The sequence below is a fragment of the Pseudomonas sp. AC255 genome, from assembly GCF_979258175.1.
In genome coordinates this window covers 4,071,112-4,094,539 of record NZ_OZ409841.1, presented here as the reverse complement: position 1 = coordinate 4,094,539, position 23,428 = coordinate 4,071,112, and the positions used below count along the sequence as shown (strand labels likewise).

The window sequence follows — 23,428 nt, the reverse complement described above, 5'->3', positions numbered from 1 at the left end:
GCGCAGTTGGGGATTTGCCGGGATCGCGGTGTTGCCTTCGCGAGCAGGCTCGCTCCCACAAGGACAGTACTGCCAGCGAAAGCGTCTTATAAATGAAACACCGCCCTCGGCTATACTCCCCGCATTTCGATCAGGCACGAGGATTCACTGTGAAGAACTGGACGTTGCGCCAACGCATTTTGGCGAGCTTTGCGGTGATTATCGCCATCATGCTGTTGATGGTGGTGCTGTCCTACTCGCGGTTGTTGAAAATCGAGGCCAGTGAAAACAGCGTGCGCGACGATGCCATTCCCGGCGTCTATTACAGCTCGATGATTCGTGGTGCATGGGTCGACAGTTATTTGCAGACCCAGGAGCTGCTCGGCCTCAAGGAAGGCCAGGGCGTTTCCAGCGAAGACGCAGCGGACTACAAGGCGTTCGAGGCGCGTCTGCAAGAGCAGATGGCCAACTATCGCAAGACCATGGCCACCGATGAAGACCGCTCCGAATTCGCCTTGTTCGAGAAGTACCACGACACCTACATCCAGATTCAGGACGCCGTGCTGGACCTGCACAAGCGCAATCTGGAAGCCGATGCCATCAAGCTGTTCAACGAGAAACTGACCCCGGCGTGGTACACCGGGCGGATGAAACTCAACGACATCATTGGCGAGAACAAAGTCGTCGCTGATACCGCCATGGCCAATATCGACGACGCGGTGGCAACGGCCAAAGTCAGCATGGTCATTTCCCTGCTGGTTGCGGTGCTGGCCGCCGGCCTCTGCGGTCTGCTGTTGATGCGCGCGATCATGGCGCCGATGAACCGCATCGTGACCATCCTCGACATCATGCGCACCGGTGATCTGAGCTCGCGCCTGAACCTCGATCGCAAGGACGAATTCGGTGCGGTCGAAACCGGCTTCAACGACATGATGACCGAGCTGACGTCGCTGGTGTCCCAGGCCCAGCGCTCCTCGGTGCAGGTGACCACCTCGGTGACCGAGATCGCCGCCACTTCCAAGCAACAACAGGCCACCGCCACCGAAACCGCAGCGACCACCACCGAAATCGGCGCAACCTCCCGTGAGATCGCCGCGACTTCGCGGGATCTGGTGCGCACCATGACCGAAGTGTCCACCGCTGCCGATCAGGCCTCGGTGCTCGCCGGCTCCGGCCAGCAAGGCCTGGCGCGCATGGAAGACACCATGCACTCGGTCATGGGCGCGGCGGATCTGGTCAACGCCAAACTGGCGATACTCAACGAGAAGGCCGGCAACATCAATCAGGTGGTGGTGACCATCGTCAAAGTGGCTGACCAGACCAACCTGCTGTCGCTCAACGCAGCGATCGAAGCCGAGAAGGCCGGCGAGTACGGCCGCGGTTTTGCCGTAGTCGCCACCGAAGTCCGGCGCCTGGCCGATCAGACCGCCGTTGCCACCTACGACATCGAACAGATGGTTCGCGAGATCCAGTCGGCGGTGTCGGCCGGGGTGATGGGCATGGACAAGTTTTCCGAAGAAGTGCGCCGCGGCATGTCAGAAGTGCAGCAGGTCGGCGAGCAGCTGTCGCAGATCATCCATCAGGTGCAGGCGCTGGCGCCGCGCGTGCTGATGGTCAACGAAGGCATGCAGGCCCAGGCCACTGGCGCCGAGCAGATCAACCATGCGCTGGTGCAGTTGGGCGATGCCAGCAGCCAGACCGTCGAATCGCTGCGTCAGGCCAGTTTCGCCATCGACGAACTGAGCCAGGTGGCCGTCGGCCTGCGCAGCGGCGTTTCGCGATTCAAAGTCTGATGAGCGAGATCATCGCCAAACGTGGCGCTGCGCCGGTTGCGAAGCAGGCGCTGTTTCTGCTGTTTCGCATCGGCAGCGAGCGCTATGCCTTGCGCGCCACCGAAGTGGCCGAAGTGCTGCCGCGCCTGCCGTTGAAGCCGATTGCCCAGGCGCCGCACTGGGTGGCCGGGGTGTTCGCCTATCGCGGGGCGGTGGTGCCGGTGATCGATCTCAGCGCGCTGACTTTCGGCCGACCCGCCGAGGCGCGGACCAGCACGCGGCTGGTGCTGGTCAATTATCAGCCGGATCAAGCGCAAGCAGCGCAATGGCTCGGGCTGATTCTCGAGCAGGCCACCGACACGCTGCGCTGTCATCCGCAAGATTTCCAGCCCTACGGTCTCGACAACCGCGAGGCGCCGTACCTCGGACCGGTGCGCGAAGATGCGCAGGGATTGCTGCAATGGGTGCGGGTCAATGACTTGCTCGATGGCGCCGTGCGCAGCTTGCTGTTCCCCGATCCGCCGCGTGATCCGGCGCAGCTTGAGGCGCAGCCATGAGCAGTGAGCAGCGCTTTTTCGATTTCCTCAAGGAACGCATCGGCCTTGATGTCGCGTCGGTGGGCGCGGCGATCATCGAGCGTGCCGTACGCCAGCGCACGACGCTGTCCCAGGCTGCCCACGCCGACGAATACTGGCAGCTGTTGCAAGGCTCGCGGGACGAGCAGCAGGCGCTGATCGAAGCGGTGATCGTTCCGGAAACGTGGTTTTTCCGTTATCCGGAATCTTTCGCGACGCTGGGCAAACTGGCGCGAGGTCGGCTTAAAGAACTCAATAATATGCGCGCGCTGCGAATTCTGAGCCTGCCGTGCTCGACCGGCGAAGAACCCTACTCGATTGCCATGGCCTTGCTTGATGCCGGATTGCAGCCGCATCAATTCAAGGTCGACGGCATGGACATCAGCCCGTTGTCGGTGGACAAGGCGCGCCGCGCTGTTTACGGCAAGAACTCGTTTCGCGGGCAGGATCTGCAGTTTCGCGATCGGCATTTCATGCCTGAGCAGGACGGCCACCGGGTCAACGAATACGTTCGCGAACAAGTGCGCTGGCAGGTCGGCAATGTCCTCGATCCGACGCTGTTGGCGACCGAGCCGGCCTTCGATTTCGTGTTCTGCCGCAACCTGCTGATCTACTTCGACCAGCCGACGCAAAAGCAGGTGTTCGAAGTGCTCAAGCGCCTGACCCACGTCGACGGCGTGCTGTTTATCGGCCCGGCGGAGGGCAGTCTGCTGGGGCGTTTGGGCATGCGCTCGATCGGCATCCCGCAGTCGTTCGCTTTCAGCCGCCATAGCGAGCCGCACCCCGAACCGCTGCCGACGCCCAAACCGGTCGCCGTGCCGGTCAGCCAACCACTGCGCAGCGCGCCGCCGCCAGCGCCAGTGCGCAATCGGCCGTTCGCTGCCGTGACGGCTTTGCCGGTGACGAAAAAACTGCCGACCCGGACGCCGCAACACTGCTGGCGCAGATTGCTGCACTGGCCAACGAAGGCAAAAGCGCCGAGGCCCGCGCCGCGTGCGAACACTATCTGCGCAGCCATGAACCCGTGGCGCAGGTGTTCTATTGGCTGGGCCTGCTCAGCGATGTCGCCGGCCTGAGCCTCGAAGCCCAGGGGTATTACCGCAAGGCCTTGTACCTCGAACCGCAACACCCCGAAGCGCTGATGCACCTGGCCGTATTGCTTCAGGCTCAGGGCGATACGGCGGGTGCCCGACGATTGCAGGAGCGCGCCGCCCGCAGCGGGCGCACCGCCGACAGTGAGCGTAAACGATGAGCGCGCCCGACACTTTGAACGTTACCCACGAAGACGCCCGCGCCATCGACGATTGCTGGAACCGCATCGGCATTCATGGCGACAAGTCCTGCCCGTTGCTGGAAGAGCATATTCACTGCCGCAACTGTTCGGTGTATTCCGCCGCCGCCACGCGCCTGCTCGACCGTTATTCGTTGCAGCAGGACCAGCGCGAAGCGGTGGTCAGCAAGGTCGAAACCGACGTCAAGACCCGCTCGCTGCTGATGTTCCGCCTCGGCGAGGAATGGCTCGGACTGGCCACGCGCACGCTTGTCGAAGTTGCGCCGTTGCAGGCGATACATTCGCTGCCGCACCAGCGCTCGCGGGCCTTGCTCGGTGTGGCCAATGTCCGTGGCGCACTGGTCGCGTGCCTGTCGCTGGTGGAACTGCTCGACCTCGGCGCCAGCGTTGCGCCGGTCAGCGGCGGACGAATCATGCCGCGCATGCTGATCATCGCCGCGCACGGCGGGCCGGTGGTGGTGCCGGTGGATGAGGTGGACGGCATCCATGCCATCGACGAGCGCATCCTCGACGCCGCGTCGCAGTCCGGTGCGCAGAACAGTGCCAGGTACACCCGTGGCGTTCTGCAATATCGCGGTCGCAGCCTGCGCTGGCTGGATGAAGAACAGCTGTTGTCCGCCGTGACCCGGAGCCTGACATGACCCCCGAGCAAATGCGCGACGCCTCTCTGCTCGAGCTGTTCAGTCTCGAAGCCGAAGCCCAGACCCAAGTGCTCAGCGCCGGGCTGTTGGCGCTGGAGCGCAATCCGACCCAGGCCGATCAGCTGGAGTCGTGCATGCGCGCGGCGCACTCCCTAAAAGGTGCGGCGCGGATTGTTGGTATCGACAGCGGCGTCAGCGTCGCCCACGTCATGGAAGATTGCCTGGTCAGCGCCCAGGAAGGCCGTTTGTTGCTGCGTCCCGAGCACATCGACGCATTGTTGCAGGGCACCGACCTGCTGATGCGCATCGCCACGCCGGCCAATGCGCCGCAACCTGCGGACATTGAAGCCTACGTCGCGTTGATGGGGCGTCTGCTCGATCCTTCGGCGCCAGCCGTTGTGGTTGCCACACCACCGATGGCCGAGTTGCAGATCGAGCCAGTGCCGATAGTGTCGGCGCCGATTGTCGACGAGCCCGCCGAACCGACCCCGCGCAAAAACAAACGCACCACCGAAGGCGGCGAGCGCGTTTTGCGCGTCACTGCCGAACGCCTGAACAGCCTGCTCGATCTATCGAGCAAATCGCTGGTGGAAACCCAGCGGCTGAAACCGCATCTGGCCACCATGCAGCGCCTCAAGCGCATGCAGAACAACGGCCTGCGCGCGCTGGAAAATCTCAATGTGCACCTGAAGGAGCATGCACTGAGCCTGGAAGCGCTCGAGTCGCTGGAAGATGCGCGACGTTTGCTCGCCGAGTCGCAGCAATTGCTCAGCGAGAAAAACGCCGAACTCGACGAGTTCGCCTGGCAGGCCAGCCAACGTGCACAAGTGCTCTACGACACCGCGCTGGCCTGTCGCATGCGCCCGTTTGCCGACGTGCTCAGCGGGCAGGCGCGCATGGTTCGCGATCTCGGGCGCAGCCTTGGCAAACAAGTGCGCCTGGAGATCGAAGGCGAGAAAACCCAGGTCGATCGCGATGTGCTGGAAAAGCTCGAAGCGCCGCTGACTCACTTGCTGCGCAACGCTGTCGATCACGGCATCGAATCCCCGGAACAACGCCTGCTCAAGGGCAAGCCGGAAGAGGGCCTGATTCGCCTGCGCGCCTCCCACCAAGCCGGTTTGCTGGTGTTGGAACTCAGCGATGACGGCGGTGGCGTCGATCTGGAGAAAGTCCGCCGCAGCATCGTCGAACGGCAGTTATCCCCAGCCGAAACCGCAGCGCAATTGAGCGAAGAAGAACTGCTGACCTTCCTGTTTCTGCCGGGATTCAGTCTGCGCGACAAGGTTACCGAAGTGTCCGGGCGTGGCGTCGGCCTGGACGCTGTTCAGCATATGGTCCGCCAATTGCGTGGGGCCGTGGTGCTGGAGCAGACGGCGGGCGAGGGCAGCCGTTTCCATCTGGAGGTGCCGTTGACGCTTTCGGTGGTACGCAGCCTCGTGGTGGAAGTCGGCGAAGAGGCTTACGCATTCCCCTTGGCGCACATCGAACGCATGTGCGATCTGGCCCCCGAAGACATCGTGCAGGTGGAAGGACGCCAGCATTTCTGGCACGAAGGCCAGCATGTCGGGCTGGTTGCGGCCAGCCAGTTGCTCAATCGCCCGGCCAGTCAGAACGATGGCGCTACCCTGAAAGTCGTGGTGATCCGCGAGCGCGAGGCGATTTATGGGGTGGCGGTCGAGCGCTTCGTGGGTGAGCGTACGCTGGTGGTGTTGCCGCTGGACGAGCGTCTGGGCAAGGTTCAGGATATTTCCGCCGGGGCCTTGCTCGATGATGGTTCGGTGGTGCTGATCGTCGATGTCGAAGACATGCTGCGTTCGGTGGACAAACTGCTCAATACCGGGCGCCTGGAGCGCATTGCCCGCCACGGCAATCAAGCTGCCGAAGCGGCGCGCAAACGGGTGCTGGTGGTCGACGATTCGCTGACCGTGCGCGAGCTGCAACGCAAACTGCTGCTCAATCGCGGCTATGACGTCGCGGTGGCGGTGGACGGCATGGATGGCTGGAATGCGCTGCGTTCGGAGAACTTCGATCTGCTGATCACCGACATCGACATGCCGCGCATGGACGGCATCGAGCTGGTCACGCTGCTGCGCCGCGACAACCGTTTGCAATCGTTGCCGGTGATGGTCGTGTCGTACAAGGATCGCGAAGAAGACCGCCGCCGTGGACTGGACGCCGGCGCCGACTATTATCTGGCCAAAGCCAGTTTTCATGACGACGCCCTGCTCGATGCAGTGGTCGAGCTCATCGGGGAGCGCGGGCATGAGGATCGCAATCGTCAACGACATGCCCCTGGCGGTGGAGGCCCTGCGCCGAGCGCTGGCGTTCGAGCCGGCGCATCAGGTGATCTGGGTCGCCAGCAACGGCGCCGAGGCGGTGCAACGCTGCGCCGAGTGCACGCCAGACCTGATTCTGATGGACCTGATCATGCCGATCATGGACGGCGTCGAAGCCACGCGGCGGATCATGGCCGAGACCCCATGCGCGATCGTCATCGTCACCGTCGACCGCCAGCAGAACGTGCACCGCGTGTTCGAGGCCATGGGCCACGGCGCGCTGGACGTGGTCGACACGCCGGCGATCGGCGCCGGCAATGCCCAGGAAGCGGCGGCGCCGTTGTTGCGCAAGATCCTCAACATCGGCTGGCTGATCGGCGACAAGGCGCCGCGCTCGCGCCCGGCGCCGAGTTCACCGCGCAGTTCGCCGTCACGTCAGCGGCTGGTGGCGATCGGTTCGTCTGCCGGTGGGCCGGCGGCGCTGGAAGTGCTGCTCAAAGGCCTGCCGAAGGATTTTTCCGTCGCGATCGTGCTGGTGCAGCATGTCGATCAGGTGTTCGCCGCCGGCATGGCCGAATGGCTGGCCAGCGCCAGCGGCCTCGATGTGCGTCTGGCCCGTGAAGGCGAGCCGCCGCAAAGTGGTGCGGTGCTGCTGGCCGGGACCAATCACCATATTCGCCTGTTGAAAAACGGCACGCTGGCCTACACCGCCGAACCGGTCAACGAGATCTATCGCCCCTCGATTGACGTGTTTTTCGAGAGCGTCGCCAGTTACTGGAACGGTGACGCCGTCGGGGTTTTATTGACCGGGATGGGGCGCGATGGCGCGCAAGGGCTTAAGCTCATGCGCCAGCAGGGTTATTTGACCATTGCGCAGGATCAGCACAGCAGTGCGGTGTATGGCATGCCCAAGGCTGCCGCGGCGATCGATGCCGCGGTGGAAATCCGCCCGCTGGAAAAGATAGCGCCACGATTGCTGGAGATTTTCCCCAAATGAACAGGTTGATCGGCAATCCAGGCCCCCGCAGTATTCAGGTGACCGCTCATGAATGATTTACAGATCGACGACATTAAAACCGACGAGAACGCCGCCATGGTGTTGTTGGTGGATGATCAGGCGATGATCGGCGAAGCGGTGCGCCGTGGGCTGTCGAATCAGGAAAACATCGACTTCCACTTCTGCTCCGACCCGCAGCAGGCCATCGCCCAGGCGGTGCGGATCAAACCGACGGTGATTCTCCAGGACCTGGTGATGCCCGGCCTCGATGGCCTGAGCCTGGTGCGCGAATACCGCAATCATCCGGCGACCAAGGACATCCCGATCATCGTTCTCTCGACCAAGGAAGACCCGCTGATCAAAAGCGCGGCGTTCTCCGCTGGCGCCAACGACTATCTGGTGAAACTGCCGGACACCATCGAACTGGTCGCGCGCATTCGCTACCACTCGCGGTCCTACATGACATTGCTGCAGCGCGACGCCGCGTACCGAGCGTTGCGGGTCAGCCAGCAGCAATTGCTCGACACCAATCTGGTGCTGCAAAGGCTGATGAACTCCGATGGCCTGACCGGGCTGTCCAACCGACGGCACTTCGACGAGTACCTGGAACTGGAGTGGCGCCGTTCGCTGCGTGATCAGACGCAGCTGTCATTGCTGATGATCGACGTCGATTACTTCAAGTCGTACAACGACAGTTTTGGCCACGTTGAAGGCGACGAAGCCTTGCGCAAGGTCGCCACGGCGATCCGCGAGGCCAGTGCGCGACCGTCGGACCTGCCGGCGCGTTACGGCGGCGAGGAGTTTGTGCTGGTGCTGCCGAACACTTCGCCGGGCGGCGCGCGGCTGTTGGCCGAGAAACTGCGCCAGACCGTGGCGGCGCTGAAAATTCCGCATAACACGCCGGCCGAGGGCTCCAGTCTGACCATCAGCATTGGTCTGGCGACCATGGTGCCGCAGGCGGGCAGTGATTGCCGGCTGCTGATTTCGGCGGCGGATCGCGGCTTGTATCTGGCCAAGAACAATGGGCGCAATCAGGTCGGGATCGAGTAACGGCCGTTGCCCTCACCCCAGCCCTCTCCCGGAGGGAGAGGGGGCCGACCGAGGTGTCTCGGGCCAGACATCGACCTGAGAGATCGCAGCGATTATGGATCTTCAGGCTTGGCGATCACGGATTCGGTGAAGCCATTCTATTCTGCGTATGTTTCAAATATCCCCCGATCGGTGCCATCTCCCTCCGGGAGAGGGCTAGGGTGAGGGCAGCAATCTCTGCCCATTCACCGCCAGACGGGCTGCCGCGACAGGCTGTTTACGTTATACTCGCCGGCTTTCAAAAGTTCGCCAACGAGTGCTGCCCGTCATGGAAATCAACCCGATCCTGAACACCATCAAGGACCTGTCCGAGCGCTCCGAAACTATTCGGGGGTATCTTTGACTACGATCAAAAGCATGAGCGTCTGACCGAGGTCAATCGCGAGCTTGAAGATCCGAGTGTCTGGAACAAACCTGAATACGCCCAGGAGCTGGGCCGCGAGCGTGCCGCGCTGGCGCAGATCGTCGACACGCTCGACGAACTGAACGGCGGTCTGGCCGATTGCCGCGACCTGCTGGACATGGCCGTCGAAGAGAACGACGAAGGCGCAGTGGGCGATGTCGTCGCCGAGCTGGCCCGTCTCGAGGAAAATCTGGCCAAGCTGGAATTCCGCCGCATGTTCAGCCATGAAATGGACCCGAACAACGCCTACCTGGACATCCAGGCCGGTTCCGGCGGTACCGAAGCGCAGGACTGGGCCAACATCCTGCTGCGCATGTACCTGCGCTGGGCTGACAAACGCGGTTTCGACGCAACCATCATGGAACTGTCCGCCGGTGAAGTCGCCGGGATCAAGGGCGCGACCGTGCACATCAAGGGCGAATACGCCTTTGGCTGGCTGCGTACCGAGATCGGCGTGCACCGTCTGGTGCGCAAGAGCCCGTTCGACTCCGGCAACCGTCGCCACACCTCGTTCTCCGCGGTTTTCGTCTCGCCAGAGATCGATGACAAGGTGGAAATCGAAATCAACCCGGCAGACCTGCGGATCGACACCTATCGTTCCTCTGGTGCCGGTGGTCAGCACGTAAACACCACCGACTCGGCCGTACGTATCACCCACGTACCGACCAACACCGTGGTCAGCTGCCAGAACGAGCGTTCCCAGCACGCCAACAAGGACACCGCGATGAAAATGCTGCGGGCCAAGTTGTACGAGCAGGAAATGCAGAAGCGCAATGCGGCCTCGCAGGCGCTGGAAGACACCAAGTCGGATATCGGCTGGGGTCACCAGATCCGCTCTTACGTGCTCGATGCCTCGCGGATCAAGGATCTGCGTACCAACATCGAACGCAGCGATTGCGACAAGGTGCTCGATGGCGACATCGATGAGTACCTGGAAGCGAGCCTGAAATCCGGCCTGTAACACCCTCTGTGGGAGCGGGCTCGCCCGCGATCCCCAGCCGAAGGCTGGGGGCAACGAACCTGATGGAATACTTAAAGACATGAGCGACCTACAACTCGACCCGCAAGCCCTGCAACAGGAAGAAAACTCCCTGATCGCCCTGCGCAAGGAAAAGCTTGCTGCCGAGCGCGCCAAGGGCAATGCCTTCCCGAACGACTTCCGCCGCGACAACTACTGCGATGCCTTGCAGAAACAGTACGCGGACAAGACCAAGGAAGAGCTGGCAGAGGCTGCAATCCCGGTCAAGGTTGCCGGTCGCATCATGCTCAACCGTGGCTCGTTCATGGTGATCCAGGACATGACCGGGCGCATCCAGGTCTACGTCAACCGCAAGACGCTGTCCGAAGAAACCCTGGCCGCGGTAAAAACCTGGGACATGGGCGACATCATTGCCGCCGAAGGTACCCTGGCGCGTTCCGGCAAGGGCGACCTGTACGTGGAAATGACCAACGTGCGCCTGCTGACCAAGTCGCTGCGCCCGCTGCCGGACAAGCACCACGGCCTGACCGACACCGAACAGCGCTACCGCCAGCGCTACGTCGACCTGATCGTCAACGAAGACGTGCGCCAGACCTTCCGCGTGCGTTCGCAAGTGATCGCGCACATCCGCAGCTTCCTGATGAAGCGCGACTTCCTCGAAGTCGAAACGCCGATGCTGCAGACCATCCCCGGCGGCGCTGCGGCCAAGCCGTTCGAAACCCACCACAATGCGCTGGACATGGAAATGTTCCTGCGTATCGCCCCTGAGCTGTATCTGAAGCGTCTGGTGGTCGGTGGTTTCGAGAAAGTCTTCGAGATCAACCGCAACTTCCGTAACGAAGGCGTTTCGACCCGTCACAACCCTGAATTCACCATGTTGGAGTTCTATCAGGCGTACGCCGATTACGAAGACAACATGGATCTCACCGAGGAACTGTTCCGCGAGCTGGCGCAGCTGGTGCTGGGCAGCACCGACGTGCCGTACGGCGACAAGGTGTTCCACTTCGGCGAGCCGTTCGTGCGTCTGTCGGTGTTCGACTCGATCCTCAAGTACAACCCTGAGCTGACCGCCGATGATCTGAACGACATCGACAAGGCTCGCGCCATCGCCAAGAAGGCCGGCGCCAAGGTGTTGGGCTTCGAAGGTCTGGGCAAACTGCAGGTGATGATTTTCGAAGAACTGGTCGAGCACAAGCTGGAGCAGCCGCACTTCATCACTCAGTACCCGTTCGAAGTGTCGCCGCTGGCCCGTCGCAACGACGAAAACCCGAACGTCACCGACCGCTTCGAGCTGTTCATCGGTGGTCGTGAAATCGCCAACGCCTACTCCGAGTTGAACGACGCGGAAGACCAGGCCGAGCGCTTCATGGCGCAGGTGGCCGACAAGGACGCCGGCGACGACGAAGCCATGCACTACGACGCCGACTTTGTCCGTGCGCTGGAGTACGGCATGCCGCCAACCGCCGGTGAAGGTATCGGCATCGATCGCCTGGTGATGTTGCTGACCAACTCGCCGTCGATCCGCGATGTGATCCTGTTCCCGCACATGCGACCGCAAGCGTAAACGTTTCAGTTGAAAAGCCGCCTAAAACAGGCGGCTTTTTATTGCCTGTCTGGTACAAATGTATCAATTGGTTAATTTGCAAATAGCAGAGGAAGTGCTGTCGTGATGGGTGCAATAGCTCAAGAAGGTGCAGCGGGTATCGCCACTGCGGTCGCTGAAAGTGTTCAGTACCAGGGCCGCAAGGCCAGCCGACAGGGCAGTGAGCAGCGTCGCCAGGACATTCTCGACGCCGCGATGCGCATTGTCGTGCGCGACGGCGTGCGTGCCGTGCGCCATCGTGCGGTCGCGGCGGAGGCCGGCGTGCCGCTGTCGGCGACCACGTATTACTTCAAGGACATCGATGACCTGCTCACCGATACCTTCGCCCAATACGTTGAACGCAGCGCGGCGTACATGGCCAAGTTGTGGATCAATAATGAAGGGCTGCTGCGCGAAATGGTGGTCAGCGCCGACGGCAGCCCGGAGTCGCGCTCGCAATTGGCCGATGACATAGCGCGGTTGATGGCCGATTACGTGCATCGGCAACTGATCAACCGTCGCGAACATCTGATGGCCGAGCAGGCGTTCCGCCAGGAAGCGCTGCTCAACCCGCGTCTGGCCATTCTGGTGCGCTCCCACCAGCAGATTCTGTTGCAGGGCACCTGCCAGTTGTTCCAGGTACTGGGCTCGCGCGAACCACAGCAGGATGCCAAGGTGTTGACGGCGATTATCGGCCGGATGGAATATCAGGGCCTGCTCAACGACGCCGAGCCATTGGCCGAAGAGGACATGCTCGGGATTCTGACGCGGTATATGCACCTTGTATTGGCGTCGGTGTAACACAATGTCGTCCGTCTGACGCCGATCCCCTGTAGGAGCTGCCGAAGGCTGCGATCTTTGATCTGCTTTTAGAAGACCAAGGTCAAAAGATCGCAGCCTTCGGCAGCTCCTACAGGGAGCCCGCGCCCAGTCATTCAAAGCGTCACGTTTTCTACAGGAGTTTCGGGTGGACGATTACCAGCAGACGATACGCATGTTGTCCGATCGCATTGTGCTGGCGCAGACGCCGATCCGCGTGCTCGATGCGGTCAAGTGGGACGACAACGTGCGCAAGGGCTTCCTCAAGGCCAAAGGCAAGGAAATGCCGGCGGTGGATCGCGACTACTACCTCAACCGCCCGCTGTCGTTCGATTCGAGCCAGGTCAAACTGGAATTCCAGAACATCGAGCGCGACATCACCCGCCAGCTCGGCCAGTTCAACCCGGTCGGGCAGATCATGCGGCGCATGTGCAAGGAATACCGCATGGTGGTGCGCATGCTCGAAGCGCGCGGCACCGAGGACTTCGGACTGATCTCGCAAGAACTGTACGGCGCGGCGTCCGATGCCTTCCACGCCGGTGACCCGACATTGGCCGACCTCGGCCTGATGATGTCCGACTACCTGAATAACATCGACGGGCGCGGCGATCTGAAGGACGAGCCGAAAATCCTCACCGCCAAAGACGCGGTGCACCTGCTGCAAACCCGACTGAACAAGGTATTCGGTGAGGCCGAAGAAACCATTCGCGTGTTTGAGTCCGACGGCATCGTCGCCGACGCCGCGGCGGGCGCCGACTACATCAAGATCCGCACGGATGCGCTGTTCAACGACCGCGACGTGCGCGCACTGGAAGTCCACGAAGGTCTGGTGCACGTCGGCACTACGCTCAATGGCTTGAACCAGCCGATCTGCACTTTCCTGTCCAAAGGCCCGCCCTCGTCGACGGTGACCCAGGAAGGCCTGGCGATCCTGATGGAAATCATCACCTTCGCTTCTTACCCGAGTCGCCTGCGCAAACTGACCAACCGCACCCGTGCGATTCATATGGTCGAGGAGGGCGCCGACTTTTTGCAGATTTACGAATTCTTCCGCGAGCAGGGTTTCGAGATGGCCGAAAGCTACGGCAATGCCAGCCGGGTGTTCCGTGGCTCGACGCCCACCGGTCTGCCATTCACCAAAGACTTGTCCTACCTCAAGGGCTTCATCATGGTTTACAACTACATTCAGTTGGCCGTGCGCAAGGGCAAGCTCGAGCAGATTCCGCTGTTGTTCTGTGGCAAGACCACACTGGAAGACATGCGAACCTTGCGGCAACTGGTGGATGAAGGGCTGGTGGTGCCGCCGAAATATCTACCTGACCAGTTCCGTGACTTGAATGCGTTGTCGGCGTGGATGTGTTTCTCCAACTTCCTCAACCATTTGAGCCTGGACCGGATTGAGGCGGATTACTCCAATATCCTCTAACCCAAACACAATCCCCTGTGGGAGCTGGCTTGCCAGCGATTGCATTCTGTCAGTCAATATTGATGTTAGCTGACCCACCGCCATCGCTGGCAAGCCAGCTCCCACAGGGTTATTGGTTTTCTCTGAATCGATTGTTCGCCCATTTCTTGCGAGGTTTCACCGGATGAGAATCCTCGGCATTCTTTGCCTGCTCTTGACCCTCGGCGGTTGCAGTTCGCTGCTGTTCTACCCTGAACCGGGCCAGATCTTCACCCCGGACAAAGCCAAACTCGAATACCGCACCATCACCCTGCTCACCGCTGATGGCTTGAAGCTCAACGCCTGGTGGCTGCCGGCCAAACCTGGCGTCGAGGTCAAAGGCACGGTCCTGCATCTGCACGGCAACGGCGGCAATCTGCCGATGCATCTGGGCGGCAGCTGGTGGTTGCCGAAGAATGGCTATCAGGTACTGCTGGTCGACTATCGCGGTTACGGTTTGTCCGAGGGCAAGCCGAGCCTGCCGGCGATCTATCAGGACATCGACGCCGCGTTCGCCTGGCTCGACAACGCGCCCGAAGTCAAAGGCAAGCCGCTGGTGCTGCTCGGGCAGAGCCTCGGCGGCGCGATGTCGGTGCATTGGCTGGCGCAGCACCCGGAACGGCAAAAACAACTCAAGGCCCTGGTGCTGGATGGCGTGCCGGCCAGTTATCGCAGTGTCGGCCAATTCGCCCTCAGCACTTCGTGGCTGACCTGGCCGTTGCAGGTGCCGCTGTCGTGGCTGGTGCCGGATGGCGACAGCGCGATCAACTCGATGGCGCAGCTGACCGGCGTGCCCAAGCTGATCTTCCACAGCATCGACGATCCGCTGGTGCCGATGGCCAACGGCATTCGCCTGTATCAAGCGGCGCCGCCGCCGCGGGTGTTGCAGCTGACCCGTGGCGGTCATGTGCAAACCTTCGGCGACCCGGTGTGGCGTCAGGTCATGCTGCGCTACCTTGATGATCCCGAACACTTCGACGGCCTGCGCCGCCTCGGCGAAATCCCCAACTATCCGCCGCCCCCGAATTCCGAAGATGAGACCCCGCAATGACTGAAGAACGTAATGCCATCCCGCTGATCATCACCGGTATCTGCAGCATCCTCGGCACCGTCGGGGCGCTGTGGTACTACGGCTACCTGCACTTTGCCAAGCCGGAGGATGCGTTGCTGCTAAACGAATTCACCATGCTCAAGACCGTGCCGGGCGAGGACTACAAAGTCTCGCTGACACCTGCGCCGCAAGTGGCGCAGTGCATTGATGGCGTGCTGGTGCTGTTCGATACCGAACAGAAAGGCCTGACCGGGGTGTTGATCAACGCGCAGAAAAAAGCCGTGCGGTGTATGGGCGAAGAGACCCCGCAGAAGCTGGAGGAGTGATTCTGCAGGTTCAGCCCTCACCCTAACCCTCTCCCAGAGGGAGAGGGGACTGACCGAGGTGTTTGTTTAAGCTAAGTCGACCTGATCCATTGCGCCGAACACAAGTTTTGAAAGCGACACAAATCGGCTCCCTCTCCCTTGGGAGAGGGCTGGGGTGAGGGGCTACGATGTCTGCTCCCACAAAAAAGCCCCGCCTGATCAACTCAGGCGGGGCTTTTGCGTTACCGGGTGGAGCTTAGTTCGAGCTCACCGAAGAACGCGGTGCTACTGGCTGGTTGTCGTTGGAGATGGTCACTTCCACACGACGGTTCATCGCACGGCCCGAGACGCTGCCGTTATCCGCTACCGGGTATTCCTTGCCATAACCCTGAGCGACGATGCGCGAAGGGTCGACGCCCATCTTGATCAGGGCCATCTGCACGGAAGTCGCGCGACGCTCGGACAGCGACTGGTTGTAGCTCGCGGTGCCGGTGCTGTCGGTGTAACCCTCGACGATCACTTTGCGATCCGGGTTTTCCTGGAGGAATTGCGCCAGTTTGTTGATGTTCACCAAGCCGCTGGATTTCAGATCAGCCTTGTTGGTGGCGAACAGCACGTCACCGAAAGTCACCAGCGTACCGCGATCGGTCTGCTTGGCGTTGAGGCTGTCCTGCAGCTGTTTGATCTGCTGGTCACGGGCATCCAGACGAGCCTGGGCGCGTTGGGCAGCGGCGTTTTTCAGGTTGTTTTCAGCGGTGCGCAGAGCGATGGTCTGCTTGGCCACTTCCACGCGCTGGTTGGTCAGGTAAGCCAGTTGGTCAACCTTGGCTGCATCTTCTTTGTCCAGATAAGCCTTGTCGGCCTTGTCCAGGTAATCGCTGGCGTCTTTGGTTTCCAGTGCCGCGACTTTGCTCGCCTGTGGGTTGGCCTGCAGGCCGGCGTAGTTGGTGCGCGCCTGTTCCAGGTTCGGGTTAGGCGGGGTGGAGCAGGCAGCCAGTGCAACGCTTGCGGCCAGAAGAGCGGGAATCATCAGTTGCTTACGCATAATTTTTCGTCCTTTCTATCGGTAAGAGTTTCAGCTTTGCGGTCGGGATGCGCGCTTACTGCACAGTGCGCTGGCTTTCCTGACGCAGTTCCTGAACACCTTTCTGGGAATCCTTCACAGCCTGTTCGGCCTTGGCGGCCTGAGCCTTGCGTTCAGCGACGCGAGCGTCCCATTCAGCCTGTTCGGACAGGCGACGGGCTTCGTCATACTTCTTGTCGTGCATGGCGATTTCAGCTTGTTTCAGTTTGTCCTGAGCCTGCTTCATTTCCACCGCAGCGAATTCGGTACCGCCAGCGCTGACGGCGCTGTTGACGGCCGATTGGGTCACGGCGTACTGCTCGGTCGGTGGGTTACCGGCGCAACCGGCCAGTACGAAGCTGGTGCCGATGGCCAGAGCGGCCAGTTTCAGACCGCGCAGGTGGGAAAACGAGGTTTGGGTTTTCATGGTCTTCAACTCCATTAGGCATCTCCTGAAAATACAACTGAATCCATCCTGGCAGAGGAGGCGAAAGCATCGCTTGTAGACGCGAATTGAAACGCTCGTTCCAGGCGTGGTTACCAGTTCCGACCGGCGGCATTTTTGAAAAGTTCAGAAAAGATGGCCTATCGCCAAAAATTTAATTGACCGTTTGGACAAGGCTCTGGGGCGGGAACTTTGGGGCTTTGGAGCGGTACGCGCGGGTGAGTTTTAAGGTGATATCAGGGATGATCCGCACCCTGTGGGAGCTGGCTTGCCAGCGCTGAGGCCATCGTGCTCAGCACATCTTTGACTGAACTGCCGCCATCGCGGGCAAGCCCGCTCCCACATTTTTCTCGATGTCAGGAATCAGTGCTTCTGCTTGTTCTCAGCCGAGGACAAATCATGCAAATGCCGCCGCGATAACGCCAGAAAACGCGGCGTCGGGCCGACATCTTCATACAACGGATCGCCTTCCTCATCGGTCGCCACCACTGTTGAACCCTTCACATACGGCAGGCTCGCTTCGAACTCCTCAAGCGCGGCGCCGATCAGCTCGCCGAGCAGTTCCTCGGGGTGACGCTTGGGGTACATTTCGGCAATCGCCGCCAGCCTTGCGGCGGCTTCGACGTCCAGATGAATCGTGTAGCCGGTGTCGGTCAGGCGACCTTTGGCGTTTTCTTCCCAATGCTGGGCGAGTTCACGAATTTTCATGATGACCTCATTTAGCGCCTGCTGATGGCAGGCCTGGGTGAGTGTCCGGCGGCGCCGGCGGCGGGCCGTCGTACGGCTTACTGTTGAGACTAGCTTTCGCCGGCAAGGTTTAAAGTCAATTCGTCGCCTGCTTGTAAGAAGCGGCGCAGAGCGGCACTCTCTGGCAAAGCATTCGTTTCTGCGCTGTCCCCGATTACCGCTGGAGAACTGCTGATGACCGATATTGATGCACGCTTGCGCGAAGATGTTCACCTGCTCGGAGAGCTGTTGGGCAACACCATTCGAGACCAGTACGGCGAGGCGTTCCTCGACAAGATCGAGCAGATTCGCAAAGGCGCCAAGGCCGACCGGCGCGGCTCGATGGACGCTGAACTGAGCGCCAGCCTCAATCAATTGAGTGAAGACGAATTGCTTCCGGTCGCGCGGGCCTTCAATCAGTTTCTCAACCTGGCGAACATTGCCGAGCAGTACCAGCTGATCCATCGCCGCGAGGAGTCGCAACCGGCGCCGTTCGAGTCGCGGGTGTTGCCGGAACTGCTCGCGCGCCTGCGCAGCGAAGGCCACAGCGCCGAATCTCTGGCCCGGCAACTGGCGCGGCTGGAAATCGAACTGGTGCTGACCGCGCACCCGACCGAAGTGGCGCGACGCACGTTGATCCAGAAGTACGACGCGATCGCCGCGCAACTGGCCGCTCAGGATCATCGCGACCTGACCAGCGCCGAGCGCGAGCAGATCCAGAGCAAACTGCAACGGCTGATCGCCGAAGCCTGGCACACCGAAGAAATCCGCCGCACCCGCCCGACGCCGGTCGATGAAGCCAAGTGGGGCTTTGCGGTGATCGAGCATTCGTTGTGGCAGGCGATCCCCAACCATATGCGCAAGGCCGATCAGGCGCTGTTCGCCGCGACGGGTCTGCGCTTGCCGCTGGAAGCCGCGCCGATCCGCTTCGCTTCGTGGATGGGCGGCGACCGTGACGGCAACCCCAATGTCACCGCCGCTGTCACTCGCGAAGTCTTGCTGCTGGCGCGCTGGATGGCCGCTGATTTGTACCTGCGCGATGTCGATCATCTCGCTGCCGAACTGTCGATGCAGCAGGCCAGCGATGCGCTGAAGGCCAAGGCTGGCGACAGTGCCGAACCGTATCGCGCGGTGCTCAAGCAACTGCGCGAACGCCTGCGCGCCACACGCAACTGGGCGCATGCCGCGTTGACCGCGCCGACCCCGGCAACCGCCGATGTGCTGCACGATAATCGCGACCTGCTCGAGCCTTTGCAGTTGTGTTTCAACTCGCTGCACGAATGCGGCATGGGCGTTATCGCCGACGGGCCGTTGCTCGATTGCCTGCGTCGGGCGGTGACGTTCGGCCTGTTTCTGGTGCGCCTCGATGTGCGTCAGGATTCGACCCGGCACAGCTCGGCGATGACGGAAATCACCGATTACCTCGGCCTCGGCCGCTATGAGGAATGGGACGAAGAACAGCGCATCAACTTCCTCACCGAAGAATTGAGCAACCGTCGCCCTTTGCTGCCCGCGCATTTCAAACCGTCGGCGGACACCGCTGAAGTGCTCAACACCTGCAAGGAAATCGCTGCCGCGCCTGCTGCTTCGCTGGGCTCCTACGTGATCTCCATGGCCGGCGCCGCTTCCGATGTGCTCGCGGTGCAACTGCTGCTCAAGGAATCCGGCGTACTGCGGCCGATGCGCGTGGTGCCGCTGTTCGAAACCCTCGCCGACCTCGACAACGCCGGGCCGGTGATGGAGCGTCTGCTGTTGTTGCCGGGCTATCGCGCGCGTTTGCATGGCCCGCAGGAAGTGATGATCGGCTATTCCGACTCGGCCAAGGATGCCGGCACCACCGCTGCGGCGTGGGCGCAATATCGGGCGCAGGAACGTCTGGTGGAAATCTGCCGTGAGCAGCAAGTCGAACTGCTGTTGTTCCACGGTCGCGGCGGCACCGTGGGGCGTGGCGGCGGTCCGGCGCACGCGGCGATTCTGTCGCAACCACCGGGTTCGGTGGCCGGGCGTTTCCGCACCACCGAGCAGGGAGAAATGATTCGTTTCAAATTCGGCCTGCCGGACATCGCCGAGCAAAACCTCAATCTGTATCTGGCCGCCGTGCTCGAAGCGACCTTGCTGCCACCGCCGCCGCCGACGCCTGAATGGCGCCATCTGATGGACGAATTGGCGGCGGACGGTGTCAGCGCTTACCGTCAGGTGGTGCGGGAAAATCCGCAATTCGTCGAGTACTTCCGGCAGTCGACCCCGGAGCAGGAATTGGGACGTTTGCCTCTGGGCAGTCGCCCGGCCAAGCGTCGCGCCGGCGGTATCGAAAGCCTGCGGGCGATCCCGTGGATTTTCGGCTGGACCCAAACCCGATTGATGTTGCCGGCCTGGCTGGGTTGGGAGACTGCGTTGAGCAAGGCGCTGGAGCGCGGCGAAGGTGAGTTGCTGGGGCAGATGCGCGAACAATGGCCGTTCTTCCGCACCCGTATCGATATGCTGGAAATGGTCCTGGCCAAGGCTGATGCAGATATTGCGCAGTCCTACGACGAGCGTCTGGTTGAAGCTGATCTGCTGCCGTTGGGCGCGCAGTTACGCGACCTATTGTCGCAGGCATGCACCGTCGTGCTCGGTCTGACCGGGCAGTCGCAGCTGCTGGCGCACAGCCCGGACACCCTCGAATTCATCCGCTTGCGCAACACCTACCTCGACCCGCTGCATCTATTGCAGGCGGAACTGTTGGCGCGTTCGCGGCAGCAGGATGTCGAGCAGGGCAGCCCGGTGGAACAGGCGCTGCTGGTGTCTGTGGCGGGGATTGCCGCCGGATTGCGCAATACCGGCTAAGGTTGCTGATCACCTCAGGCGGCATTCGCGAAAAGGGTCGGATGCCGCTTCTCCTGCCGTAGGAAAGTGCCGCGAGGCGACAGTTAATGTAGGGGTTGCGACTTGGGTTACCGCGTCGCGAGGTCACGGCGGGCGTCGGTTTCTCCGACTTTTGGCGTCTTGTGTGGGCGCAGCCTGCTGTGTATCTTGATCAGCCTTTGGCCGTTTGTGCGGCCACGACCCGTATTTTCAGGATCCGCCGGTTACGAGCGAATCCTTTGTTTTGTAAAGCTTTTATATAAAAAATTGAGGAGCACATCGATGCGCGTCATTCTGCTGGGAGCTCCCGGGGCCGGTAAAGGTACTCAGGCAAAGTTCATCACCGAGAAATTCGGCATTCCGCAAATCTCCACCGGCGACATGCTGCGTGCTGCGGTCAAGGCTGGCACTCCACTGGGCGTGCAAGCCAAGAGCATCATGGATGCCGGCGGCCTGGTGTCGGATGACCTGATCATCGCGCTGGTCAAGGACCGCATCGCTCAACCTGATTGCGCCAACGGTTTCCTGTTCGACGGCTTCCCGCGCACCATTCCGCAGGCTGAAGCGCTGGTCACTGCCGGTGTCGAGCTGGATGCCGTGGTCGAGATCGCTGTAGAAGACGAAGAAATCGTTCAGCGCATCGCCGGTCGCCGTGTTCACGAAGCCAGCGGCCGCGTTTACCACATCGTCTACAACCCGCCGAAACTGGCTGGCAAGGACGACATCACCGGCGAAGAGCTGGTGCAGCGCAAGGACGACACCGAAGAGACCGTGCGTCATCGCCTGTCGGTCTACCACTCGCAGACCAAACCGCTGGTGGAGTTCTACCAGAACCTGTCGGCCGCCAATGGTGGCAAGCCGAAGTACAGCCACATTCCAGGCGTGGGTTCGGTCGATGCGATCACCGCCAAGGTGCTGGCCGCGCTGAGCTGAAAAGTCTGAACCGCAGCATCAATCCACGGCCCGCTTGCGGGCCGTAGTTGTTTATACTGACGCACTTTTTCCCACCCCTGTTTTGGAAACATCGATGAGCACCTTGCTGGCCCTGGACACCGCGACTGAAGCTTGCTCCGTTGCCTTGCTGCATGACGGCAAGGTCACGAGCCATTACGAGGTGATCCCGCGCCTGCATGCGCAGAAGCTGCTGCCGATGATTCAGCAATTGCTCGCGGATGCCGGCACCACGCTGCAAGCGGTCGACGCGATTGCTTTCGGCCGTGGCCCGGGCGCGTTTACCGGTGTGCGCATTGCCATTGGTGTGGTGCAGGGTTTGGCCTTTGCTCTGGATCGTCCGGTGTTGCCGGTATCCAACCTTGCCGTGCTGGCCCAGCGTGCCTTTCGTGAGCATGGTGTAAGCCAGGTCGCGGCTGCGATCGATGCGCGGATGGATGAAGTGTATTGGGGCTGCTACCGCGAGACGGCGGGGGAGATGCGTCTGGTTGGCGCCGAAGCCGTGTTGCCGCCGGAAGTCGCCGCGTTGCCCGCTGATGCCAGTGGCGATTGGTTCGGTGCCGGTACCGGTTGGGGTTACGGCGAGCGCATTGCGGTCAATCTGAGCGGCTCTGACGCCGGCATGCTGCCCCACGCCGAGGACCTATTGACCCTGGCGCGTTACGCCTGGCAGCGCGGTGAGGCGATCCCGGCAGATGACGCCCAGCCGGTTTACCTGCGCGATAAAGTTGCCACCCCCAAAGCCCGCTGATACGACACTTTCTCCTGTGGGAGCGAGCCTGCTCGCGAAGGCTTCTGGTCAGTCAATGCATGTGTTGAATTTGCTGGACCCTTCGCGAGCAGGCTCGCTCCCACAGGTTCGCGGTCACATACAAATATCGCCAATCGTCAGTTTCTGCCCCCTCGCTTAAAACCTTTTGCGCTTTATGTGTTCTAGTTATCACTCGGCGGTTTGCTAAGTCGGTCAAGTGCCGCTAAATTGCCATCATTGATACCGAGCATGACATTATGCGTATAGACGGCGTTTCCACTCAGTCCTACCCCATCAAGCGCAAGCCGCGTAAAGGCAATGCGGCGCTGGATGAGTCCGTCGAGATCATCGACGGCGAGCTGGAATTCCCGAGCGAAGAGCAGTTGGCCGCCCGTGCAGCCCAAGCCACCGCGCAACGCCTGAGCAATCTGCCTGCCCGTCAACAAGACATGATCTACCACCGCGCGATGAAGAAAAGCGTAGCCATGGCTCTGGCCAGCTACCTGAGCACCGCCGGTTTTGTCGATTGGGACGCAGACGTGCTGGGCCTCGATCTGTATATCTGATGGATCTGCCTTACTACCTCGGTTGCCCGTCCTGGAGCGAAAATGCCTGGCGCGAGTATCTGTATCCGGTAGACGCAAAAACCTCCGACTTTCTCACTCTCTACTGCCAGGTGTTCAACGCCGTCGAAGGCAACACCACCTTCTACGCCAGCCCGTCGCCAGCCACTGTGCAACGCTGGGCCGAGATCATGCCGGCGCACTTTCGCTTCACTGCCAAATTCCCCGGCGACATCAGCCACAGCGGCGACTTGCGCGAGCAACTGACCGCTGCCGAAACCTTCCTGCAATTACTCAAGCCGTTAGGCGAACGTGTTTCGCCGCTGTGGCTGCAACTGTCGAAAAGCTTCACGCCGCAGCGTCTGCCGGAGCTCGCGGCGTTTATCGATGCACTGGATTGCCCGCTTGCGGTCGAGGTGCGCAATGAACAGTTCTTCGCCAAGGGCGAGAGCGAGCGTCTGCTCAATCGTCTGTTGCTGGATCGCGGTGTCGAGCGCATCTGTCTCGACCCGCGCGCGCTGTTCAGCTGCTTGTCGACCGAGTCCTCGGTGATCCACGCGCAGTCGAAAAAGCCGCGAGTGCCGACCCGTCCGGCGGCGTTCACGCAGTTTCCGCAGGTGCGCTTCATCGGCCATCCCGAGCTTGAGGCCAACGATGCGTTTCTCGTGCCGTGGGTTGCGAAGATTGCTGAATGGATCGAAGAGGGGCGCACGCCCTACGTCTTTCTGCACACCGCTGACAACCTGTTGGCAGCGAAACTGGCGCAGCGTTTTCACGCCCAACTGATGCAACGTTTGCCTGGCTTGCCCGCTCTGCCTGAGCTATACAGGGAACCCGCCGCCGAGCAGCTTGGCTTGCTCTGAGGCGGGTTTTTTCTGTCCG

Annotated in this window: 19 protein-coding genes and 2 pseudogenes; 18 read left to right on the top strand and 3 right to left on the bottom strand. The window is 61.3% G+C overall.

Annotated elements, in window-relative coordinates; translation table 11 throughout:
- Nucleotides 1–149: 149 nt before the first annotated feature.
- The 13 genes and pseudogenes from ACZZ0K_RS18675 to ACZZ0K_RS18615 all read left to right on the top strand — a co-directional run bounded on the left by ACZZ0K_RS18675 (nt 150) and on the right by ACZZ0K_RS18615 (nt 15,224).
- Nucleotides 150–1,772, top strand: a complete 1,623-nt coding sequence (locus ACZZ0K_RS18675) for a methyl-accepting chemotaxis protein (RefSeq protein WP_110645874.1) — start codon at nt 150–152, stop codon at nt 1,770–1,772.
- Nucleotides 1,772–2,308 carry a chemotaxis protein CheW gene (locus tag ACZZ0K_RS18670; RefSeq protein ID WP_258707650.1) on the top strand — a complete coding sequence of 179 codons (537 nt, stop codon included), beginning with the start codon at nt 1,772–1,774 and terminating at the stop codon, nt 2,306–2,308. The genes ACZZ0K_RS18675 and ACZZ0K_RS18670 overlap by 1 nt, the downstream gene beginning before the upstream one ends.
- A pseudogene (locus ACZZ0K_RS18665) lies at nt 2,305–3,578 on the top strand (CheR family methyltransferase). The gene ACZZ0K_RS18670 and the pseudogene ACZZ0K_RS18665 overlap by 4 nt, the downstream one beginning before the upstream one ends.
- Entirely contained in the window at nt 3,575–4,258 is a 684-nt protein-coding gene (locus ACZZ0K_RS18660) for a chemotaxis protein CheW (RefSeq protein WP_252885429.1), read from the top strand. Before ACZZ0K_RS18665 ends, ACZZ0K_RS18660 begins: the two are co-directional and overlap by 4 nt.
- Nucleotides 4,255–6,510 (top strand): annotated as a pseudogene (locus tag ACZZ0K_RS18655) (response regulator); the annotation flags it as partial. The gene ACZZ0K_RS18660 and the pseudogene ACZZ0K_RS18655, both read left to right, overlap by 4 nt.
- A gap of 10 nt (nt 6,511–6,520) precedes the next feature.
- A complete protein-coding gene (cheB, locus tag ACZZ0K_RS18650; RefSeq protein ID WP_258707653.1) occupies nt 6,521–7,531 on the top strand; it encodes a chemotaxis response regulator protein-glutamate methylesterase in 1,011 nt (336 codons plus the stop codon).
- Nucleotides 7,532–7,579: 48 nt separating this feature from the next.
- Complete coding sequence (locus tag ACZZ0K_RS18645) at nt 7,580–8,581, top strand: response regulator (RefSeq protein ID WP_041478162.1); 1,002 nt, start codon at nt 7,580–7,582, stop codon at nt 8,579–8,581.
- A gap of 307 nt (nt 8,582–8,888) precedes the next feature.
- A protein-coding gene (gene prfB / locus ACZZ0K_RS18640) for a peptide chain release factor 2 (RefSeq protein WP_099758102.1) occupies nt 8,889–9,984 on the top strand; the annotation gives its coding sequence in 2 pieces (ribosomal slippage) (nt 8,889–8,960 and nt 8,962–9,984; 1,095 coding nt in all).
- Between the two features lie 79 nt (nt 9,985–10,063).
- A complete protein-coding gene (lysS, locus tag ACZZ0K_RS18635; RefSeq protein WP_024011743.1) occupies nt 10,064–11,566 on the top strand; it encodes a lysine--tRNA ligase in 1,503 nt (500 codons plus the stop codon).
- A gap of 105 nt (nt 11,567–11,671) precedes the next feature.
- Complete coding sequence (locus tag ACZZ0K_RS18630) at nt 11,672–12,385, top strand: TetR/AcrR family transcriptional regulator (protein WP_056783159.1); 714 nt, start codon at nt 11,672–11,674, stop codon at nt 12,383–12,385.
- Between the two features lie 193 nt (nt 12,386–12,578).
- On the top strand, nt 12,579–13,829 hold the full coding sequence (locus tag ACZZ0K_RS18625; RefSeq protein WP_166554750.1) for a flavohemoglobin expression-modulating QEGLA motif protein: 1,251 nt from the start codon (nt 12,579–12,581) through the stop codon (nt 13,827–13,829).
- Nucleotides 13,830–13,992: 163 nt separating this feature from the next.
- Entirely contained in the window at nt 13,993–14,898 is a 906-nt protein-coding gene (locus ACZZ0K_RS18620) for an alpha/beta hydrolase (RefSeq protein WP_150743254.1), read from the top strand.
- Nucleotides 14,895–15,224: a hypothetical protein gene (locus ACZZ0K_RS18615; RefSeq protein WP_258707654.1), complete on the top strand. Its 330-nt coding sequence runs from the start codon at nt 14,895–14,897 to the stop codon at nt 15,222–15,224. Before ACZZ0K_RS18620 ends, ACZZ0K_RS18615 begins: the two co-directional genes overlap by 4 nt.
- 235 nt (nt 15,225–15,459) lie before the next feature.
- On the opposite strand, the gene ACZZ0K_RS18610 is transcribed toward ACZZ0K_RS18615, so the two are convergent.
- The 3 genes from ACZZ0K_RS18610 to ACZZ0K_RS18600 all read right to left on the bottom strand — a co-directional run bounded on the left by ACZZ0K_RS18610 (nt 15,460) and on the right by ACZZ0K_RS18600 (nt 17,419).
- On the bottom strand, nt 15,460–16,248 hold the full coding sequence (locus tag ACZZ0K_RS18610) for a lipotoxin F family OmpA-related protein LptF (RefSeq protein ID WP_024011746.1): 789 nt from the start codon (nt 16,246–16,248) through the stop codon (nt 15,460–15,462).
- Nucleotides 16,249–16,303: 55 nt separating this feature from the next.
- Entirely contained in the window at nt 16,304–16,708 is a 405-nt protein-coding gene (locus tag ACZZ0K_RS18605) for a DUF4398 domain-containing protein (protein ID WP_024011747.1), read from the bottom strand.
- Between the two features lie 366 nt (nt 16,709–17,074).
- Entirely contained in the window at nt 17,075–17,419 is a 345-nt protein-coding gene (locus ACZZ0K_RS18600; protein ID WP_016771500.1) for a hypothetical protein, read from the bottom strand.
- Nucleotides 17,420–17,632: 213 nt separating this feature from the next.
- On the opposite strand from ACZZ0K_RS18600, the gene ppc reads away from it, so the two are divergent.
- The 5 genes from ppc (at nt 17,633) to ACZZ0K_RS18575 (ending at nt 23,409) form a co-directional block, all read left to right on the top strand.
- Nucleotides 17,633–20,263 carry a phosphoenolpyruvate carboxylase gene (gene ppc, locus ACZZ0K_RS18595; protein WP_463559252.1) on the top strand — a complete coding sequence of 877 codons (2,631 nt, stop codon included), beginning with the start codon at nt 17,633–17,635 and terminating at the stop codon, nt 20,261–20,263.
- Nucleotides 20,264–20,563: 300 nt separating this feature from the next.
- Complete coding sequence (gene adk, locus ACZZ0K_RS18590; RefSeq protein ID WP_042606954.1) at nt 20,564–21,214, top strand: adenylate kinase; 651 nt, start codon at nt 20,564–20,566, stop codon at nt 21,212–21,214.
- 94 nt (nt 21,215–21,308) lie between these two features.
- Entirely contained in the window at nt 21,309–21,983 is a 675-nt protein-coding gene (gene tsaB / locus ACZZ0K_RS18585) for a tRNA (adenosine(37)-N6)-threonylcarbamoyltransferase complex dimerization subunit type 1 TsaB (RefSeq protein WP_258707655.1), read from the top strand.
- 257 nt (nt 21,984–22,240) lie between these two features.
- Nucleotides 22,241–22,549 carry a hypothetical protein gene (locus ACZZ0K_RS18580; RefSeq protein ID WP_016771497.1) on the top strand — a complete coding sequence of 103 codons (309 nt, stop codon included), beginning with the start codon at nt 22,241–22,243 and terminating at the stop codon, nt 22,547–22,549.
- Nucleotides 22,549–23,409, top strand: a complete 861-nt coding sequence (locus ACZZ0K_RS18575) for a DUF72 domain-containing protein (RefSeq protein ID WP_258707656.1) — start codon at nt 22,549–22,551, stop codon at nt 23,407–23,409. The genes ACZZ0K_RS18580 and ACZZ0K_RS18575 overlap by 1 nt, the downstream gene beginning before the upstream one ends.
- The last annotated feature ends 19 nt before the right edge of the window (nt 23,410–23,428 follow it).

Excerpts from the sequence above, each read along its gene's own strand:
- ACZZ0K_RS18670 (WP_258707650.1), top strand. The coding sequence starts at position 1,772 with ATGAGCGAGATCATCGCCAAACGTGGCGCTGCGCCGGTTGCGAAGCAG.
- ACZZ0K_RS18660 (WP_252885429.1), top strand. The coding sequence starts at position 3,575 with ATGAGCGCGCCCGACACTTTGAACGTTACCCACGAAGACGCCCGCGCC.
- cheB (WP_258707653.1), top strand. The coding sequence starts at position 6,521 with ATGAGGATCGCAATCGTCAACGACATGCCCCTGGCGGTGGAGGCCCTG.
- ACZZ0K_RS18645 (WP_041478162.1), top strand. The coding sequence starts at position 7,580 with ATGAATGATTTACAGATCGACGACATTAAAACCGACGAGAACGCCGCC.
- lysS (WP_024011743.1), top strand. The coding sequence starts at position 10,064 with ATGAGCGACCTACAACTCGACCCGCAAGCCCTGCAACAGGAAGAAAAC.
- ACZZ0K_RS18630 (WP_056783159.1), top strand. The coding sequence starts at position 11,672 with ATGGGTGCAATAGCTCAAGAAGGTGCAGCGGGTATCGCCACTGCGGTC.
- ACZZ0K_RS18625 (WP_166554750.1), top strand. The coding sequence starts at position 12,579 with ATGTTGTCCGATCGCATTGTGCTGGCGCAGACGCCGATCCGCGTGCTC.
- ACZZ0K_RS18620 (WP_150743254.1), top strand. The coding sequence starts at position 13,993 with ATGAGAATCCTCGGCATTCTTTGCCTGCTCTTGACCCTCGGCGGTTGC.
- ACZZ0K_RS18615 (WP_258707654.1), top strand. The coding sequence starts at position 14,895 with ATGACTGAAGAACGTAATGCCATCCCGCTGATCATCACCGGTATCTGC.
- ACZZ0K_RS18610 (WP_024011746.1), bottom strand. The coding sequence starts at position 16,248 with ATGCGTAAGCAACTGATGATTCCCGCTCTTCTGGCCGCAAGCGTTGCA.
- ACZZ0K_RS18605 (WP_024011747.1), bottom strand. The coding sequence starts at position 16,708 with ATGGAGTTGAAGACCATGAAAACCCAAACCTCGTTTTCCCACCTGCGC.
- ACZZ0K_RS18600 (WP_016771500.1), bottom strand. The coding sequence starts at position 17,419 with ATGAAAATTCGTGAACTCGCCCAGCATTGGGAAGAAAACGCCAAAGGT.
- ppc (WP_463559252.1), top strand. The coding sequence starts at position 17,633 with ATGACCGATATTGATGCACGCTTGCGCGAAGATGTTCACCTGCTCGGA.
- adk (WP_042606954.1), top strand. The coding sequence starts at position 20,564 with ATGCGCGTCATTCTGCTGGGAGCTCCCGGGGCCGGTAAAGGTACTCAG.
- tsaB (WP_258707655.1), top strand. The coding sequence starts at position 21,309 with ATGAGCACCTTGCTGGCCCTGGACACCGCGACTGAAGCTTGCTCCGTT.
- ACZZ0K_RS18580 (WP_016771497.1), top strand. The coding sequence starts at position 22,241 with ATGCGTATAGACGGCGTTTCCACTCAGTCCTACCCCATCAAGCGCAAG.
- ACZZ0K_RS18575 (WP_258707656.1), top strand. The coding sequence starts at position 22,549 with ATGGATCTGCCTTACTACCTCGGTTGCCCGTCCTGGAGCGAAAATGCC.